At 39.9% G+C, this 16,259-nt stretch carries 13 protein-coding genes and 1 pseudogene; 9 read left to right on the top strand and 5 right to left on the bottom strand.

From position 1 onward, the window contains the following. The first annotated feature begins 2 nt into the window (after nt 1–2). The 6 genes from iolG (at nt 3) to iolB (ending at nt 7,795) form a co-directional block, all read left to right on the top strand. Nucleotides 3–989, top strand: a complete 987-nt coding sequence (gene iolG / locus AAC852_RS12540; RefSeq protein WP_340621322.1) for an inositol 2-dehydrogenase — start codon at nt 3–5, stop codon at nt 987–989. A gap of 102 nt (nt 990–1,091) precedes the next feature. Then, entirely contained in the window at nt 1,092–2,780 is a 1,689-nt protein-coding gene (locus tag AAC852_RS12535; RefSeq protein ID WP_340621321.1) for a solute:sodium symporter family transporter, read from the top strand. Nucleotides 2,781–2,847: 67 nt separating this feature from the next. After that, nucleotides 2,848–3,981 (top strand): Gfo/Idh/MocA family protein, encoded by a 1,134-nt coding sequence (locus tag AAC852_RS12530; RefSeq protein WP_340621320.1) that lies wholly within the window; start codon nt 2,848–2,850, stop codon nt 3,979–3,981. Nucleotides 3,982–4,037: 56 nt separating this feature from the next. After that, nucleotides 4,038–5,975, top strand: coding sequence for a bifunctional 5-dehydro-2-deoxygluconokinase/5-dehydro-2-deoxyphosphogluconate aldolase (locus tag AAC852_RS12525; protein ID WP_340621319.1), 1,938 nt, complete (start codon nt 4,038–4,040; stop codon nt 5,973–5,975). A 63-nt stretch (nt 5,976–6,038) separates the two neighbouring features. Further along, nucleotides 6,039–6,929 carry a myo-inosose-2 dehydratase gene (iolE, locus tag AAC852_RS12520; protein ID WP_340621318.1) on the top strand — a complete coding sequence of 297 codons (891 nt, stop codon included), beginning with the start codon at nt 6,039–6,041 and terminating at the stop codon, nt 6,927–6,929. A gap of 35 nt (nt 6,930–6,964) precedes the next feature. After that, nucleotides 6,965–7,795 (top strand): 5-deoxy-glucuronate isomerase, encoded by an 831-nt coding sequence (gene iolB / locus AAC852_RS12515; protein ID WP_340621317.1) that lies wholly within the window; start codon nt 6,965–6,967, stop codon nt 7,793–7,795. Between the two features lie 86 nt (nt 7,796–7,881). Here the strand turns inward: iolB and AAC852_RS12510 are convergent. Continuing rightward, nucleotides 7,882–9,134 (bottom strand): annotated as a pseudogene (locus AAC852_RS12510) (cytosine permease). 19 nt (nt 9,135–9,153) lie between these two features. Continuing rightward, nucleotides 9,154–9,849, bottom strand: a complete 696-nt coding sequence (locus AAC852_RS12505; protein WP_340621316.1) for a helix-turn-helix transcriptional regulator — start codon at nt 9,847–9,849, stop codon at nt 9,154–9,156. A gap of 410 nt (nt 9,850–10,259) precedes the next feature. Here AAC852_RS12505 and AAC852_RS12500 point away from each other — a divergent pair, with 410 nt between their 5' ends. Both AAC852_RS12500 and AAC852_RS12495 read left to right on the top strand, forming a co-directional pair. Continuing rightward, nucleotides 10,260–10,874 (top strand): helix-turn-helix domain-containing protein, encoded by a 615-nt coding sequence (locus tag AAC852_RS12500; protein WP_340621315.1) that lies wholly within the window; start codon nt 10,260–10,262, stop codon nt 10,872–10,874. Next, complete coding sequence (locus tag AAC852_RS12495) at nt 10,858–11,715, top strand: queuosine precursor transporter (RefSeq protein WP_340621474.1); 858 nt, start codon at nt 10,858–10,860, stop codon at nt 11,713–11,715. Before AAC852_RS12500 ends, AAC852_RS12495 begins: the two co-directional genes overlap by 17 nt. A 628-nt stretch (nt 11,716–12,343) precedes the next feature. Here the strand turns inward: AAC852_RS12495 and AAC852_RS12490 are convergent. After that, nucleotides 12,344–12,880: a TetR/AcrR family transcriptional regulator gene (locus AAC852_RS12490; RefSeq protein ID WP_340621314.1), complete on the bottom strand. Its 537-nt coding sequence runs from the start codon at nt 12,878–12,880 to the stop codon at nt 12,344–12,346. Between the two features lie 255 nt (nt 12,881–13,135). Between AAC852_RS12490 and AAC852_RS12485 the strand changes: the two genes are divergently transcribed. Beyond that, on the top strand, nt 13,136–13,615 hold the full coding sequence (locus AAC852_RS12485) for a nuclear transport factor 2 family protein (RefSeq protein ID WP_340621313.1): 480 nt from the start codon (nt 13,136–13,138) through the stop codon (nt 13,613–13,615). 163 nt (nt 13,616–13,778) lie between these two features. Here the strand turns inward: AAC852_RS12485 and yegD are convergent, their stop codons facing one another. After that, complete coding sequence (yegD, locus tag AAC852_RS12480; RefSeq protein ID WP_340621312.1) at nt 13,779–15,131, bottom strand: molecular chaperone; 1,353 nt, start codon at nt 15,129–15,131, stop codon at nt 13,779–13,781. A gap of 216 nt (nt 15,132–15,347) precedes the next feature. Then, complete coding sequence (gene fghA / locus AAC852_RS12475) at nt 15,348–16,199, bottom strand: S-formylglutathione hydrolase (protein ID WP_340621311.1); 852 nt, start codon at nt 16,197–16,199, stop codon at nt 15,348–15,350. Between the last annotated feature and the right edge of the window lie 60 nt (nt 16,200–16,259).

Below are 16,259 nucleotides of genomic sequence, written 5' to 3'. Positions count from 1 at the left end.
TTATGTTCAATATTGCATTATTTGGCGCAGGTAGGATTGGGCAGGTTCACGCGGCTAATATTGCCAATCATAGAGAAACTTGCCTTTATTCCGTGATTGACCCTTATCAGACAAATGCTGAAACACTGGCACAGAAATATCAGGCTAAAATACAAACGACAGAAGAAGCGATGGCTGATCCCAATGTGCATGGTGTTCTTATTGCATCAGCAACAGATACACATGCTGATTTGATCGAACTGGCGGCTCGGTACAATAAAATGATTTTCTGCGAAAAACCGGTTCACCTTGATCTCGAACGAGTTAGACAGTGCCTTGTTATAGTCAAGCAGTTTCAGGTTCCTCTGTTTGTTGGTTTCAACCGTCGATATGATCCTCAGTTTCGTCGGATGAAAAATTTATTCCATTCCGGCAAAATTGGTAAAGCAGAATCTTTACTTATCACATCCCGTGATCCTTCTCCTCCGCCTGCTGAATATCTCCGGGTTTCTGGTGGTATGTTCAGGGACATGACCATTCATGATTTTGACATGGCACGTTTTATTATCGGTGAAGAACCCTGTGCTATTTATGCACAAGGCAGTAATTTGGTCGATCCGGCCATTGGCCTGGCTGGTGATATTGATACTGCGTTTATTGTTATGAAGTTTCCTTCAGGAGCTATGGCAACCATCTCCAACAGCCGTCGCTCAGGGTATGGTTATGACCAACGCCTTGAATTACATGGTGAAAAAGGCTTGCTGACAGCGGGTAACATTAAGGAAAACAGCGTGGAATTTTGGGGAGAAAATGGCTGCCTTTCTGCCAAACCTGAACATTTTTTCCTGCAACGTTACTATGAGGCGTATATCGCGGAATGGAGCCATTTTGTTGATGTTATGGCAGGCAGGGTCACTCCCGAAACTACGGGTTTTGATGGTGCACAAGCGTTGTACCTTGCTGATAAAGCACTTGAATCCTTACTGACTGGTAAGGAAATTAAATTATAAGCAACAGAATCTTATAAAAATAAGAAAGATTATTTTTTCAGGAAAACCGTTTTCTTGTCGGCCTATTGTTGCCTTTTGGCAGCAAATCAGGGGGAGGAATATATGTCAGCTTTTCTTTCTTTTGTTGGTTTTACCCTGCTAGTTGCTGGGATTGCTTATTATAAAACAAGGAACAAACATTTAATTGATTCCACTGAAGGGTATTTTCTAGGTGGACGCTCTCTGACCGGAGTTTATATCGGCAGTTCCATGTTATTAATGAATCTATCCACAGAACATCTGATTGGTTTGAATGGATTGGCTTTCAGAACAGGGTTTATTGTTATGGCATGGGAAGTTATAGCTGCGTTAACTATTGTGCTGTTTGCCATTTATTTTTTGCCAAAATATTTAAAATTGGGTATCTCAACAATTCCTGAATATCTGGAGCGGCGATTTGATAAAAACACATTGCTGATTACCTCAATTTTATTTCTGGCAATGTACGTTATTTCGTTACTGCCTATTGTCTTATATACCGGTGCTATTGCACTGGAAAGTTTATTTCAGGTTTCTCAGATATTTCAGGTCGATAAAACTACTGCATTATGGATTATGGTCTGGGGTGTTGGCGGGCTTGGCGCTATTTACGCTATTTTTGGCGGAATTAAAGCAATTGCAGTTGCCGATACCCTTAATGGTATCGGATTAATTGTCGGTGGCGGGATTGTTACTATTTTCGCTTTATTGTACGTAGGCGATGGCAGTGCATGGAAAGGCTTGACCGACGTTTATCAGGCACATCCTGATAAATTTAATTCCATTGGCAGCGAAGATTCACTTGTTCCATTCTCAACCTTGTTCACAGGATTGATCATTTCTAACATGTTTTTCTGGTGTACCAACCAATCTATCGTACAAAAATCACTGGGTGCAAAGAATCTGGCAGAAGGGCAAAAAGGGGTGATGTTATGTGCCGTGTTGAAGCTTATTATCCCGTCTATCATTATTTTACCTGGCGTTATCGCATTTCATATCTTCAATGGGCAAATAGATAACCCGGATAATGCCTATCCTGCATTAGTGCAATTAGTTTTGCCTAAAATACTGGTTGGCTTTTTTGCCGCGGTTGTTGTCGGGGCTGTATTCTCAACATTCAGTGGTGGGCTGAACTCTTCCGTTACTCTGTTTACTGTCAATATTTACAAACAACGAATTAATCCTAATGCCAGCGAAGCACAGACGGTCGCAGTGGGAAAATATCTGGGTATTGGGCTGGCATTGCTAACCATGATTATTGCGCCACTTGTTGCTAATGCACCGGATGGTTTGTTTTACCTGATCCAGCAATTACAGGGGATTTTCAACGCTCCGATTCTCAGTGTTGTGCTTGTCGGGTTAATGACAAAACGAGTTCCTCCAATTGCTGCAAAACTGGGTCTGTTGTTTGGCATGTCGGCTTATATCGTCTGTAACTTTATCCTGCACATCAACATCCACTTCTTCCATTTGGTCGGTATCCTGTTTGTACTGAATGTTATTTTCATGCTGACAATTGGTTATTTCTTCCCTGCTGAAACTTATCAGGAAGTATATACAAAACAAGTGGATATTACGCCGTGGTCAATGGTGAAACCAATGGGATGGTTGATTACTCTGGCGGCAATATCAATGTATGTTTTCCTTGCACAGAACGTGCCGCTATATGTGCTGACACTCTACTATGTGTTTGCTGCCGGGATCTTGGGTTACGTCTTTTATCAAATCAGTAAGGCATTATTTAAACGCCCTATTCACAGGAAAAGTGCATAGAAAAAACCAGGCTCAGATAAAAAAGACATGAAAAAAACCTGAATGATGGAACCGGAGAATAAATAACATGAAAGAGATTCGGATTGGGTTAATTGGTGCAGGTTATATTGGACGTTCTCATGCTATCGCTTATGCACAAGCTCCTACGGTATTTCCACTAAAAGGGAAACTGATACGTGAAATGATTGCAGGAATAACCCCTGAACTTGCTCAGACTCACGCAAAAGAGCTTGGTTTTCTGCGTTCAACCGGAGATTGGCGGGAATTGGTTGCTGATCCAAACATTGATTTGGTTGATATATGTACGCCTAATTTCTTGCATAAAGAAATGGTATTAGAAGCCATTAAACATGGCAAACATATCTATTGTGAAAAACCGCTGGCTTTGAACTCCCTGGATGCCAAAGAAATGATGGCAGCAGCGACAGATGCGGGAGTGAAGACATTGGTAGGTTTTAACTATATGAAAAACCCTACAGCACAGTTAGCAAAAGAAATTATCTCGAAGGGGGAAATCGGTGAGATCGTGCACTTTTACGGCACACATAATGAAGATTATATGGCAGATCCTCTGAATCCGATTCATTGGCACTGCTTTAAAGATAAAGCAGGCTTGGGAGCACTTGGTGATCTTGCCGCTCATATTATCAATATGGCGCAGTATCTGGTGGGAGACATAATGACTGTTTGTGGTGATCTGGAAACAGTAGTGAAAGCACGTCCTGAAAAATCCGGTTCCCCAGTGTTAGTTCCCGTTGAAAACGAAGATCAGGCACATGCGATGGTACGTTTCGATACAGGAGCAATGGGCGTGATTGAAACTTCCCGTATTGCCTGTGGCCGCAAAATGGGGCTGAGTTATATCGTGACAGGTACTAAAGGTACTCTGAGCTTTACTCAGGAACGAATGGCTGAATTGAAACTATATCGACATGATGAACCGGCAAATCGTCAGGGGTTCAAAACTATTCTGATTGGGCCAGAACATCCGGATTACGCTCCTTTCTGTAATGGTGCCGGGCATGGCATTGGTTTCAATGACCAGAAGACGGTGGAAGTCAGGGATTTGATTGATGGCATCATTCAGGATCAGGCTATTTGGCCTGATTTTACTGAAGGCTGGAAAGTCTCCCGTATTTTAGATGCGATTGTACGCTCTCATGATCAAAAACGCTGGGTTAACGTTTCTGAAATTAATTGAATCTCGCGGTTAGCAAAATTGGTTTTCAAAACGCGTACTTGTTAAGAGGCAGAGTGATGGAGCAACATAAAAAGTTTGATGTTATCTGCATGGGGCGTATTGCCGTTGATTTATATGGCCAGCAAATAGGCGCCCGTCTGGAAGACATGAGCAGTTTCTCTAAATACCTTGGTGGTTCTTCCGGGAATGTAGCCTACGGCACTGCGCTTCAGGGATTGAAATCATCCATGTTGGCCAGAGTTGGTGATGAACATATGGGGCGTTTCTTACGTGAAGAATTGGAGAGAGTGGGATGTGATACTAGCCATTTGGTCACAGATAAAGAGAGGCTCACGGCTTTAGTGTTACTCGGTATTAAAGATAATGAAACTTTCCCGCTGATTTTCTATCGTGATAACTGTGCTGATGTGGCTATCACCCGCGATGATTTCAGCGAAGACTATATTGCATCCGCCCGTTGTCTGGCAATTACGGGAACACATCTTTCCCATCCGCAAACCCAAGATGCGGTGTTGACAGCATTACAATATGCCCGTCGCAATGGGGTAAAAACGGTACTTGATATCGATTATCGCCCCATATTGTGGGGACTGACGTCACTTGGTGACGGAGAAACCCGTTATATCGCTTCAGAGCAGGTCACAATACAATTACAGAAAGTGCTTTCTCAATTTGATCTGATTGTAGGAACTGAAGAGGAATTTCATATTGCAGGCGGCTCTAAAAATACCATTGACGCTTTGCGTTGTGTAAGGGAGCTAAGTAAAGCAACACTAGTATGCAAACGTGGGTCATTAGGCTGTTCCGTGTTTACCGAAAATATTCCTGATACCCTTGATGAAGGTATCACAGTACAGGGAATTAAAGTAGACATACTGAACGTCTTGGGGGCTGGTGATGCCTTTATGTCTGGCTTACTACGGGGATACCTTAATAATGAAAGTTGGGAGCAGATCTGTACGTATGCAAATACCTGTGGTGCATTAGTGGTTTCCCGTCATGGTTGCGCGCCAGCGATGCCAGATAAAACCGAGTTAGATAATTACCTTGTACGATCTGCGGAAGTTCATCGTCCTGATTTAGACATTCATTTAAACCATCTCCATCGTATTAGTGGCCGTCATAAACTTAGTGGTCGTCATAAACAGTGGCAAGAGTTGTGTGTCATGGCGTTTGATCACCGTATCCAGTTTGTTGAAATGGCACGTAAGGTTAATGCCAATCTTGATCGCATTCCTCAACTAAAAAAATTGTTATTCCGCGCCAGTCAGGAAGTGAGTGCAGAAGTCAGTCTGGAAGGTCATGCCGGAATATTGTGTGACAGTACTTTCGGGCAGGATGTTCTTAATGCAGCGACTGGAAAAGGATTATGGATTGGGCGTCCGATTGAATTGCCGGGTTCTCGTCCACTGCGCTTAGAGCATGGTGATATTGGTTCCCAGCTTATCCGTTGGCCAAGGGAACATATCGTGAAATGCCTGGTATTTTTCCATCCTGAAGATGCTCATTCTTTACGTTTGCAGCAGGAAAGAACAGTTCAGGAAATTTATGCAGCCTGTTGCCAGTCTGGTCATGAATTATTATTGGAAGTGATTTTACCATCGGGTATGACGCATTCTGATGAGCTTTACTTGCGCACACTCCAACGTTTTTACAATCTCGGCATTAAACCGGATTGGTGGAAATTACCCCCTATGCAGCCCACGACCTGGGATCAAATTGAAGAATTAATTACTCAGCGAGATCCTTATTGTCATGGAGTTGTGCTCCTTGGTCTGGATGTTTCCGAAGAGATATTAAAGGCAGGTTTTAACGCTGCAGCGGGTAAATCCATTGTCAAAGGTTTTGCGGTTGGGCGCACGCTGTTTGCTAAACCATCCCTGAAATGGCTGGCTGGTGAAGTTGATGATCAAACACTCATCCTGCAAGTAAGAACGAATTACAACAATCTGATTAGTTACTGGCGTCAACGTGGTAGTGAAGAAAAAAGCTAGAGCATAACTTACTCTCACTAATTTACTCTCACTAATTTACTCTCACCTTACAGGAGAACCATCATGGCTGTTCAACTTGGCATTAATCCTCTGACATGGACCAATGATGATCTGCCTTCTCTGGGCGCAGAAACCCCGTTGGAAACTTGTTTGGCAGAAGGGCGTCAGGCAGGATTTGCAGGTTTTGAACTTGGTAATAAATTTCCCCGCCATTCACATATATTAGGGCCAATTCTGGCTTTCCATGATTTGCAATTGGTGTCTGGTTGGTATTCAGGGAATTTATTGACGCGCAGTGTTGCAGAAGAAATTTTGACCGTTCAGCCACATTTAACCTTGTTACGTGAACTGGGTGCAAAGGTGATGGTCTTTGCAGAAGTGACCCATTGCATACATGATAAACAGGATAAACCGATGCATTTAAGGCCGCTTTTCCCGGCAGAACGCTGGCAAGAGTATGGAGAAAAGTTGACAGAATTTGCCCATTATACTCAATCCCAAGGTGTTCAGATTGCCTATCACCATCATATGGGCACAGTGATTGAAAGTGCAGAGGACATTGATAATTTGATGAAAAATACGGGTGAAGCAGTGGGACTATTACTGGATACCGGGCATTTAACCTTTGCCGGAGATGATCCACTAACCGTAGCAAAACGTTGGAGTAAACGAATCAATCACGTACATTGCAAAGACATACGTCTGGATGTGCTAAAAGATGTCAAAAATCGCAAAATGAGTTTCCTGGATGCAGTATTAAGTGGCGTTTTTACTGTACCTGGTGATGGTTGTGTGAATTACCCGGACATTTTTAATGTATTAAAAGCCCATGACTATCATGGTTGGCTGGTTGTTGAAGCCGAACAGGATCCTGCTATTGCTCATCCACTGACTTACGCCACACTGGGGTATAACAATTTGTCACGCTTCGCCAGAGAAGCTGGGTTGATTTAAGACGCCGACATTAAAAATGACCTTGAGGTAAGCACATGTCTAATTTGCTATCAAAGTATCATAAGCCTGATCAGCACCAGCGAACGCAACATATCACACCAGAAATAGCGAACTGGGGATATGTTCATTTTGATGTTTATGAACTGAATGCGGGAGAGTCAATAACATTAGCGGCTTCGGAAAATGAAACTTGTTTAGTATTAGTTGCAGGAAAAGCGACGGTGGTTACTGCCCAACAAAGATTCGAGCAGATTGGTGATCGTATGAGTCCATTTGAGCGTAAAAAACCTTATGCTGTTTATGTTGCGCCGCATGAAACAATGGAAATTGTCGCTCAAACTCATCTTGAACTGGCCGTTTGTCAGGCAAAAAGTAAAGGGAATTATTCCACCCGATTGATTACCCCACACGATATCGGTGCTGAACAACGTGGTAACGGTAACAACCGTCGTTATGTCCATAACATCCTGCCGGATAATCAGCCTGCTGATAGTTTATTGGTGGTTGAGGTTTATACTGATGAAGGCTGTACCAGCTCTTACCCTAGCCATAAACATGATACCGATAATGAACCACAGGAAACCTATTTAGAAGAAACTTATTATCATCGATTAAATCCACCACAAGGTTTTTGTTTACAGCGTGTTTATACTGATGATCGCTCACTGGATGAAACGATGGCGGTATATAACAAAGATGTTGTTATGGTGCCGGAAGGGTATCACCCGGTAGCGACTATTGCTGGGTATGACAGCTACTACCTGAATGTGATGGCAGGGCCAACTCGTAAGTGGTTATTTACTTGGGAAACAGACCATCAATGGGTTAATGGTGAAGCTTATGCTGAAAAACATTCTTGCCGTTAAGGGCTGGGATTCGATTATTGCTCCCCAAACAGGGAGCAATACATCAAGAATTATCATTATGGGAGGCGTTTAAAGGTACATTTGGTTCACCAATAAACTATACTTGCCATCAATAATGAATTAATTGTTGGTACTCCCCATTCAATAGTTAATCCAATAACACTACCGACAATACTGGCGAATATTGCTGCCCAGCCGATAGTCGGGGTTTTGTCTGGAAGATTACCTTTCTGCTTACTTTCATCTAATACTTTGCGATAAGAGCGCAAAATATAATAATCAACTAACATTACTCCTAATATCGGTGGGAGAATAACACCAAGTACAGTAAGAAAATCTACAAATCGGTCTAAAATGCCGAGAATGGAAGACAAAGTTCCCAATATTCCAATTATGATTGTTGTTGGAGGATAGCGTAATTTTTTACCGATGATACCTTCGACAGCATTAATAATTCCCAATGATGAAGAGTATAAGTTCAGTTCATTAACTCTTAATGTTGAGCATACGACAACAAATAAACCTGCACCACCTGCGGCTTGTGACATAATGGTAACGACATCAGCAGTATTTAATGCTTTCGCGGTTAAAATTGCCAGACCATTAATGATAAATTCACCAGCAATAATTGTCAGCAAAGTGATCCCAAAAACATGTTTTCCTGATTTAGTATAGCGTGTCAGATCCGGAGTCATCAGACTGGCAACAATCGCACCCCCAACAACTATCGTAATATCTGCACTGATAGACAGAGTTTCATCAGAATGAGGCAGCTTTAAAATCTCATACCAACGTTGGCCTGAATCGCCTGATAATACGTTGGTGGAGATATAAGCAACCAGAAGAATAAACATAGGTACAGCAATTCTGGCAGTAAACCGTAATGCCCTAAAACCAAAAGCGACTACTGTCGTTAATAACGTGCCGGATATTGCCGCGGATAAACCAAATCCGAGTTTATTCCCGGAAGAAAAGTTAAGAGATTTAGCAAAAATAGCATTTTGGATACCAAACCAGCCTAATAGACTAACAGCAATAACAAGGCCAATTAATACCGAACCTATTCGACCAAAACCACACCACCGTGCCAGTAAACTGCCGGATAGCCCCTCTCGCATACCTGCAAAGCCAAGCCCAAAAGTAACAATACCAAATAGTAGGCTGCCGATAAAAATAACAATAAATGCATCTGTCAATGCCATGGAGTTGCCGAGGACAGCATCAAGCATAAAACTGATCTAATGCTGTTAACGCCCATATGGACGATAGCCACGCTCAGCAGAGATAGACGCTGTTGTTGTGGCATTCGACTTAATGGACAGTGTTCAATTTTGAGCACTATCTCGTTCCTTGATTTTTTAGAGAAAGAGAACACCTTTTTCAATTAGACGTTCGGGGATATAGCTGTCTAATTGCAAATCCCTGCAAAATTCTTCAAATTGCTGGAGTGAGTGGACATTAGCTTTCTGATAAATGTTGTATATCCGATTTTCTACTGTTTTAGGACTGACACCGTAAATTTGAGCTATCTCCTTATTTGAACGTCTTTGTAGTATCAAAAAGATAATATCCAGTTCTCCCTTAGTAAAAAGATCGGTTTCAGCCTCTGTTGTTAAGACACTGGGTTTTTGCCGATTAATATACTTGAGAGGGGAGAGGCTATTTAGCGGCTTGGCATTCCAAACAATCCCGATACACTCTTTTTCATCGTTATACACAGGAAACTTTTCGCTGATAAAAGGAGCAAGATTATTCTTTCCATACCAATAGTGTGTTTCGATAATGGAAACTCTGTCTTTTGACTCTTCAGTCCTCCGGTCATGTTCTTTTAGATCTTGGGAGAATTGATCTTCAGACCAATGAGCAGGAAATTCACAATCGAGCTTACCCTCTACGTCGAAATTTTTAGGTGTATTGGTGTATAGATAAGCTGCTTTGTTCATATAAATATGTCGGGACTCCAAATCCTTAATGCCCCAAGGATCGCTCAGATGTTCCATCATGGCGATCAATCCCTTTAGATAGGGTTCATTATTTTTATAGGTTGAGTTCATTTCTATCTCATATAGCTTACAAATGGTAAATATAGTTAAGTAAATAGTAACCAATGTATCTATATGTTATTCCTCATTAACCTTTAAGTATGAATAATAATTTTGGATAAAACTCAGGTGATTTAAGTCAAAAAATATCAACATAAGTCATATTTCCTCTATTTGATATTATTTCATGTTTTTATTGATTATTTATTAATGATGTAAATCAAAATATAACCTATCGAATTAATATTTTCTATAAAAAACAATTTGGTTGTATGATTAAATAATTAGGTGGAAAAATGAATTGCTACCATTTTTTTTGTTTTATGGCAAGGGTGTTTTTCACTCTTTCTAAGTTTGGTAAAACATGTTTATTCTAAAAGTTCATATAAATTAGATGGTTACATATTTTTCTAGGCATTGCTATGTATAAAAAACAAAAAATGGAATACCTGAGAAAAAATCTACAATATTTACTTGATTCTAGGGGGGAAAGCAGAGTATCACTTTGTGATCGGACCGGGCTTAATCGTACAACTATCTACAATATCTTAGATGGCCGAGTACAAAGTGTTCACTCTTCAACTATCCAGAAAGTATCCAACTTTTTTGGTGTTTCGTATAGTGAAATAGAGACAATTGATCTCGCAGAAAAAGAACGTATTGATGCGATTGTTTCTTATGAAGGTAATATGAACCCCAGCGCCGTGCCATTGTTTAGGCAATCTGAATGTGTTACTGCTGAATTCTTTGAAAGTAAAATTGGCTCCCTGATTGTTGGAAGAGAGCTAACTTATTATTTTGGTTTTGGCCCTAATATCGTCGCCATTTTACTTGAGAATGATTTTTCAGGTAAATATAATGCTGGTGATTTATTAATAGTTAGAAGAGGTAATTATCAGAGCGATAACCCTAAGTTATGTTTCGATCAAAAACGGAAAAAGTTTCATATCAACGAGTTTTATATTGAAAATTCAGAAGATTCGGTAGTGATTGGGGATATAATGGAAGAACGGTTTGGGTATGGGAAAAAAATATAAATTACTGGGATTTAACAGTCAGGATAATACAGCAAATGTATTGATTTCATCAACAGGAAAAGTTGTAAAGATTAATGTAAAGGAGCTAGAAAAGAGTGAAATAGCGGATGATTTTGATAGTCACGAAACAAAATCACTCTACAGGAAGATATATTCCAGCTTTCCAGATTCTCCCTCAATCTATGAAATTGAAGAACGAAATGAAAAGTCTTGGGTTGTTTATTCATTTCTCGCCTTATTACTGACAATTTTTTATACTTTCAGTAATATAGCAGCATCTAAGCCTGTTTATATCGAATATTTTAATATCATTGTTACTCCGGGTACTTTCATTTACCCTTTCTCTTTTTTAGTTATTGACTTACTCAGTGAATTTTATGGGTTTAGATTAGCAAGAAAAGCAATATACATGTCGCTGGCTTCTAACCTGATCATAGTCTCATTATTGAGTATATCGGCGAGTTTACCAGCTATTCCAAATTGGGGCTTGAATGATCAGTACAATGCTCTGATGAATCATATCTTATCAGCGATTTTTGCTTCCTCATTGTCATTCTTGGTATCTGAACTGGTCAACTCATATGTCTTGTGTAAGTTAAAAGATATGACAAATTCCCGGTTCTTAGCACTGAGGGTATTTTTCAGTACTTTTATCGCATCAATTCTTGATAGTTTTGTTTTCTGTTTTGTTGCGTTCTACGGAAAACTTCCAGTAAATCAAATTATTGGAATGATGATTATTCAGATATTGATTAAAATTTTCTTTGCATTATTTAATGTTTTCCCCGCTTACGGTTCACGTTACTTATTCAATCATTGGGTTGTTAAAGCCGCACATTAATGAGCAGCATGGAGAGTTTTTCTCCATGCTATTTCCCCAATTAAATCCGATCTTATGTTGTATAACATCTTGTGATGTGAATGAAGATAGTTTCTGAATGGTACATATTTGATACCAGATCGTGACTAGAAGGCTGCTACAATTTCTGTACAGTTATACAATAGCTCTTTTCATATTCATATCATCTATGTAAGAAATTTTATCAGATGCATTTGTTTTTTTATATTTACTGGTCAATATAATAGATTTTTATTTTACTTATTAAAATCAATTGAATATGAGATTTTGTGCTATGTTTTATTTTTTATGTCTCAAATAATGACGTCGAAATCGAGTAGAAAAATCAACATTTGAGCTTTTATTTGTTGATTTTACTGTTCGTCTGGTGTATTAATTTGTCTGTAAAAATATAAGTTATAATTAAGATTTTGTCTGAGTATCGGGTAGTGCATCATCACTGCCTTTTATGTAGACAAATATTTTCATTATTTTGAATAGTTAGTTTTGACTCGCCCAACACCAGGGTAATCTTAGAACATTTTTTGTTCTGATATGGTAATCAGTCTCTTAGTCAGCTATGTTGGTTAAGAGACTGAATAACCTCAATTTTAGGCACAAGTTTCACATTTTAAATCAAGCGGTAAGCCATTGTGCGATAGCACTCTTCATGACCTGCAACCTCACCGAATTCAGCTCTAACTATCATTCCCTCAATAAATGTTATTAACGCTTCTGCTTTGGATTCCGTATCTTTCGAGACTGTTAAGAAAACTGATAATAGCAGTGACTTTAACCATGTTTTGTGCTGTTGTGCTTGTTTAACGATAGCTTCATCGTGGCCTTTGAATTCAGCTAAAGCATGCATAAACAGGCACCCTTGAAAATTTTTTGTAGCAAACCATGAAAAATGCCAATTCAGGATGGCATTGAGCTTGTTTTCAGTTCCTTCAGTTGAAGATACAACAATATTGAGTTCTTTCTCAAACCTCTGATGGCGTCTGAGTAGTACGCCTTCGATCAGCTTATTTTTGGAACCAAAGTAACGATACATAGAGGTTTTTGATACATTCGCCTGATCTCTTATCAAATCAACACCAACAGCGTTGTAACCAAATTTATTAAATAGTGACTCGGCAATATCTAGGATATGTTCTTTTTTACTCATAATATTTTCTTATTAGTTATTCAATATAGTTCCATAAAAGACAGTTTTTAGGATAAATCTAAGGTTGTTTTTGTGTGTACAGATCTGTACATTTATTGAGGTGTACAAGATTGTACACATGATATCATACCTATTGAGCTTTATTGCAGGTTGTCAATCTGAAAGTGGAATAATCCATTGACTGCGTATGACGTAAAAGAGAGTGATAAAGTTATCAATTGCTTTCCATAACATGTTAAATATTTTGGAGAAAATATGCCTGAAACCTGTGAAAAAAGAATCCCCATCCCGCCATTTACTTATGAAACTGCAATGCAGAAAGTCCGTATTGCTGAAGATAGTTGGAATACACGTGATGCAGCCAAAGTTGTTCTGGCATATGGCAAAGACACTAAATGGCGAAATAGAACAGAGTTCGTAAATGGCCGGAATGAAGCAGAAGAATTACTCGTCCAAAAATGGAGAAAAGAGCAGGATTATCGTTTGATTAAAGAGTTATGGGCAGTGGAGGGAAACAGAATTGCTGTAAGATATGCCTATGAATGGCATGATGATTCTGGAAATTGGTTTCGTTCATATGGTAACGAGAATTGGGAATTTGATGAAAACGGTATGATGATTAACCGTTTTGCAAGCATTAATGATACTCCTATTAATGAGGATGAACGTAAGTTCCATTGGCCTTTGGGACGCCGACCAGATAACCATCCTGGACTCAGTGAGTTAGGGCTATAAAAATAGGTGAAAAGATGGATGAAAAACAGTAAATGAAGTTCATGCCATTCTTTTATTGACATTGTTAAGCACGAAAATACTCATATGCTGCCAACGGATTGACAGCATAGTCATGCCTTGATTGAAAAGGAAAGGAGGCAGCTCGAATTTGAGCTAATACAGCTCAAGAAAAACAAATTTTCGCCCAACGTGATAAACCCGTTGTGACAGAACCGAAGTAGTTACCACTAACTAATGGAACGTCTGGTAACACTTGTGCAACCGCTTGTTGCAGAATAGGAGAGCTTGCTGAACCTCCAGTCATAAAAATAACGTCCGGTTTAACACCTCCCTGAACTACAGCCTCACTAACCAGTTTGGTCATTTTCGCTTTGGTCGATTCGATAGCTGCAATCATCTGCTCACGTTGAATCTCAACTTCAATTATCTCTGATAATAAATTTAATTTAACCTGATATTCACTGTCTTTTGATAGCGCGATTTTAGCCTCTTCGGCGCTGCGTACCAGACTGTACCCTAATGTTTCATGATAAACTTTCAATAATCGTGCTAATTTTTCCGGCTCTTGTGCATCTTTATGCAAAGATTTTAACGTGGTTAAGTTCCGCTGAGAGTAGAATTCTTTTTGTGCCTGTACGTCATTGATAGCAATTGGATTCCAAAACTGGATGAGTGGCATTTCAATACCCGATGCAAACTTGCTACCTAACCCAAAAGGGTGCATCAATTGCTTAAACGTCAAGTTAATATCCAGATCGTTGCCGCCAACACGTTGACCAGTATGTGCCAGTAGGCTGTCGTTGCGTTCGGATTTTCCACTCCAGTCTGGCCCCATTTGAATAAGGGAACAGTCTGTTGTTCCTCCACCAATATCAACAACCAGAACAATTTTATTCTCTGTCAGTGTGGCTTCATATTCCAATCCTGCTGCCACAGGCTCAAATTGGAATTCTATGTTACGGAACCCCGACCGTTTTGCTGCTTGCAGTAGAATTAATTCAGCCTGTTGATTCGACTTTTCACCACCACGCCCGTGGAAATTGATTGGTCGTCCAATGACGACTTCTTCAACACATTGTTGTATCTTGGTTTCTACCTGTTGCTTAATATTTGCCATCATGGCACAAACCAGATCTTCAAAAAAGCTGATTTGCGCCTCTCTCAGTCCCATAGCACCAAGGAAAGATTTCGGTGATTTCACATAGTAAGTATCTTGAGGATCTTCCAAATATCGTGTTAATGCCGCTTGCCCGAATACAATGTCTTCAGGTAGAAGCTCTATACCTTCCTCACGATTTGTAGTAATTGAGCTACGGAGCAACTGTTCTCCGGCTGGAGAGCTTGGGCTGATCTTTCTGTGACGAAATAGGTGCTCAGAAACTGATTCTCGGGTTGGTGCGGCCAGAGTAGAAGGCATATAAAAGTTGTCATTTTCGATAGCAATCAATTGTGGCGTATTTCCGATCATTTTTGCTACTGCGCAATTCGATGTGCCATAGTCAAAACCGATGAACATATGTTGCCTCTTCTCCAATCGTGGAAATATCGTAAAAAGGGCGCAGATGCTATCGCAAATTAGATTCAAACGCGAGTAACTTCAATAAAATAATTCGGGACGTTTCTTATATAATGGGTTTCCAGTTCATTGAACAATAAATGAAAAGTAAAGTTCTGGAAACCAACCCATAATTAATAAAAAAAGTCATTGTGACATAGGATATTATTTTAAAAATTACTGCTTTTTAGCATATTCTTGCATTGCTTTTGTATGATAAGCGATATGTTCACCAATAAAACTAGCAATAAAATAGTAGCTATGATCATAATTAGGACGAAAATTTATTGTCACAGGGTAATTTGTTTCATCACAAATATTCTGTAATAAATGGGTACATAATTGGTTATCCAGAAACTCATCATCAGTTCCTTGATCAATCAAAATTGAAAGTTGTTCTGTTGCTTTTGCATTTTTGATCAATTCTACCGTGTCATACTGTTTCCAGAGCGACCTGTCTTCTCCAAGATAGTTGGAAAAGGCCTTTTTCCCCCAAGGAACCTGACTTGGTGCCACAATAGGAGAAAACGCCGATACACTGCAATAACGTTGCGGATTTCTCAGCGCAATGACCATCGCACCATGTCCACCCATAGAGTGCCCACTGATTGCCCGCACACCAGTGACAGCAAAGTACGTTTCAACCAATTCAGGCAACTCTGAAACCACATAATCGTACATACGATAATGTGGTTCCCAGGGGGGTTGTAATGCATTGAGATAAAACCCTGCCCCTTTTCCGAGATCATAAGAAGGGGCATCAGCGATATCATTCCCCCGAGGGCTGGTATCCGGAGCGACAATAACAACACCATGTTCAGTTGCGTAGCGTTGGGCTCCGGCTTTTGTAATGAAATTCTGCTCAGTACAGGTTAAGCCAGAGAGCCAGTACAATACAGGTAATTTCTTTTCTTTAATCTGAGGTGGCAGAAAAATTGAAAATTTCATCTGACAATTCAGTGAATTAGATTCATGTTGATAGACCTCCTGCCATCCGCCAAAACAGGCACGATGTTCAATTCTTTCCATGGCTTTTCTCTCTAAAATTGTAGGTTCAGGTTCTTCAACTATATGGTTTATTATCTTATG

It is taken from the genome of Xenorhabdus siamensis (assembly GCF_037996745.1).
Taxonomy (GTDB): domain Bacteria; phylum Pseudomonadota; class Gammaproteobacteria; order Enterobacterales; family Enterobacteriaceae; genus Xenorhabdus; species Xenorhabdus indica.
The sequence above is the reverse complement of the archived record's forward strand: the minus strand, read 5'-3'. Positions and strand labels throughout refer to the sequence as shown.

Excerpts from the sequence above, each read along its gene's own strand:
- yegD (WP_340621312.1), bottom strand. The coding sequence starts at position 15,131 with ATGTTCATCGGTTTTGACTATGGCACATCGAATTGCGCAGTAGCAAAA.
- AAC852_RS12490 (WP_340621314.1), bottom strand. The coding sequence starts at position 12,880 with ATGAGTAAAAAAGAACATATCCTAGATATTGCCGAGTCACTATTTAAT.
- iolB (WP_340621317.1), top strand. The coding sequence starts at position 6,965 with ATGTCTAATTTGCTATCAAAGTATCATAAGCCTGATCAGCACCAGCGA.
- iolG (WP_340621322.1), top strand. The coding sequence starts at position 3 with ATGTTCAATATTGCATTATTTGGCGCAGGTAGGATTGGGCAGGTTCAC.
- AAC852_RS12500 (WP_340621315.1), top strand. The coding sequence starts at position 10,260 with ATGTATAAAAAACAAAAAATGGAATACCTGAGAAAAAATCTACAATAT.
- iolE (WP_340621318.1), top strand. The coding sequence starts at position 6,039 with ATGGCTGTTCAACTTGGCATTAATCCTCTGACATGGACCAATGATGAT.
- AAC852_RS12495 (WP_340621474.1), top strand. The coding sequence starts at position 10,858 with ATGGGAAAAAAATATAAATTACTGGGATTTAACAGTCAGGATAATACA.
- AAC852_RS12530 (WP_340621320.1), top strand. The coding sequence starts at position 2,848 with ATGAAAGAGATTCGGATTGGGTTAATTGGTGCAGGTTATATTGGACGT.
- AAC852_RS12485 (WP_340621313.1), top strand. The coding sequence starts at position 13,136 with ATGCCTGAAACCTGTGAAAAAAGAATCCCCATCCCGCCATTTACTTAT.
- AAC852_RS12505 (WP_340621316.1), bottom strand. The coding sequence starts at position 9,849 with ATGAACTCAACCTATAAAAATAATGAACCCTATCTAAAGGGATTGATC.
- AAC852_RS12535 (WP_340621321.1), top strand. The coding sequence starts at position 1,092 with ATGTCAGCTTTTCTTTCTTTTGTTGGTTTTACCCTGCTAGTTGCTGGG.
- AAC852_RS12525 (WP_340621319.1), top strand. The coding sequence starts at position 4,038 with ATGGAGCAACATAAAAAGTTTGATGTTATCTGCATGGGGCGTATTGCC.
- fghA (WP_340621311.1), bottom strand. The coding sequence starts at position 16,199 with ATGGAAAGAATTGAACATCGTGCCTGTTTTGGCGGATGGCAGGAGGTC.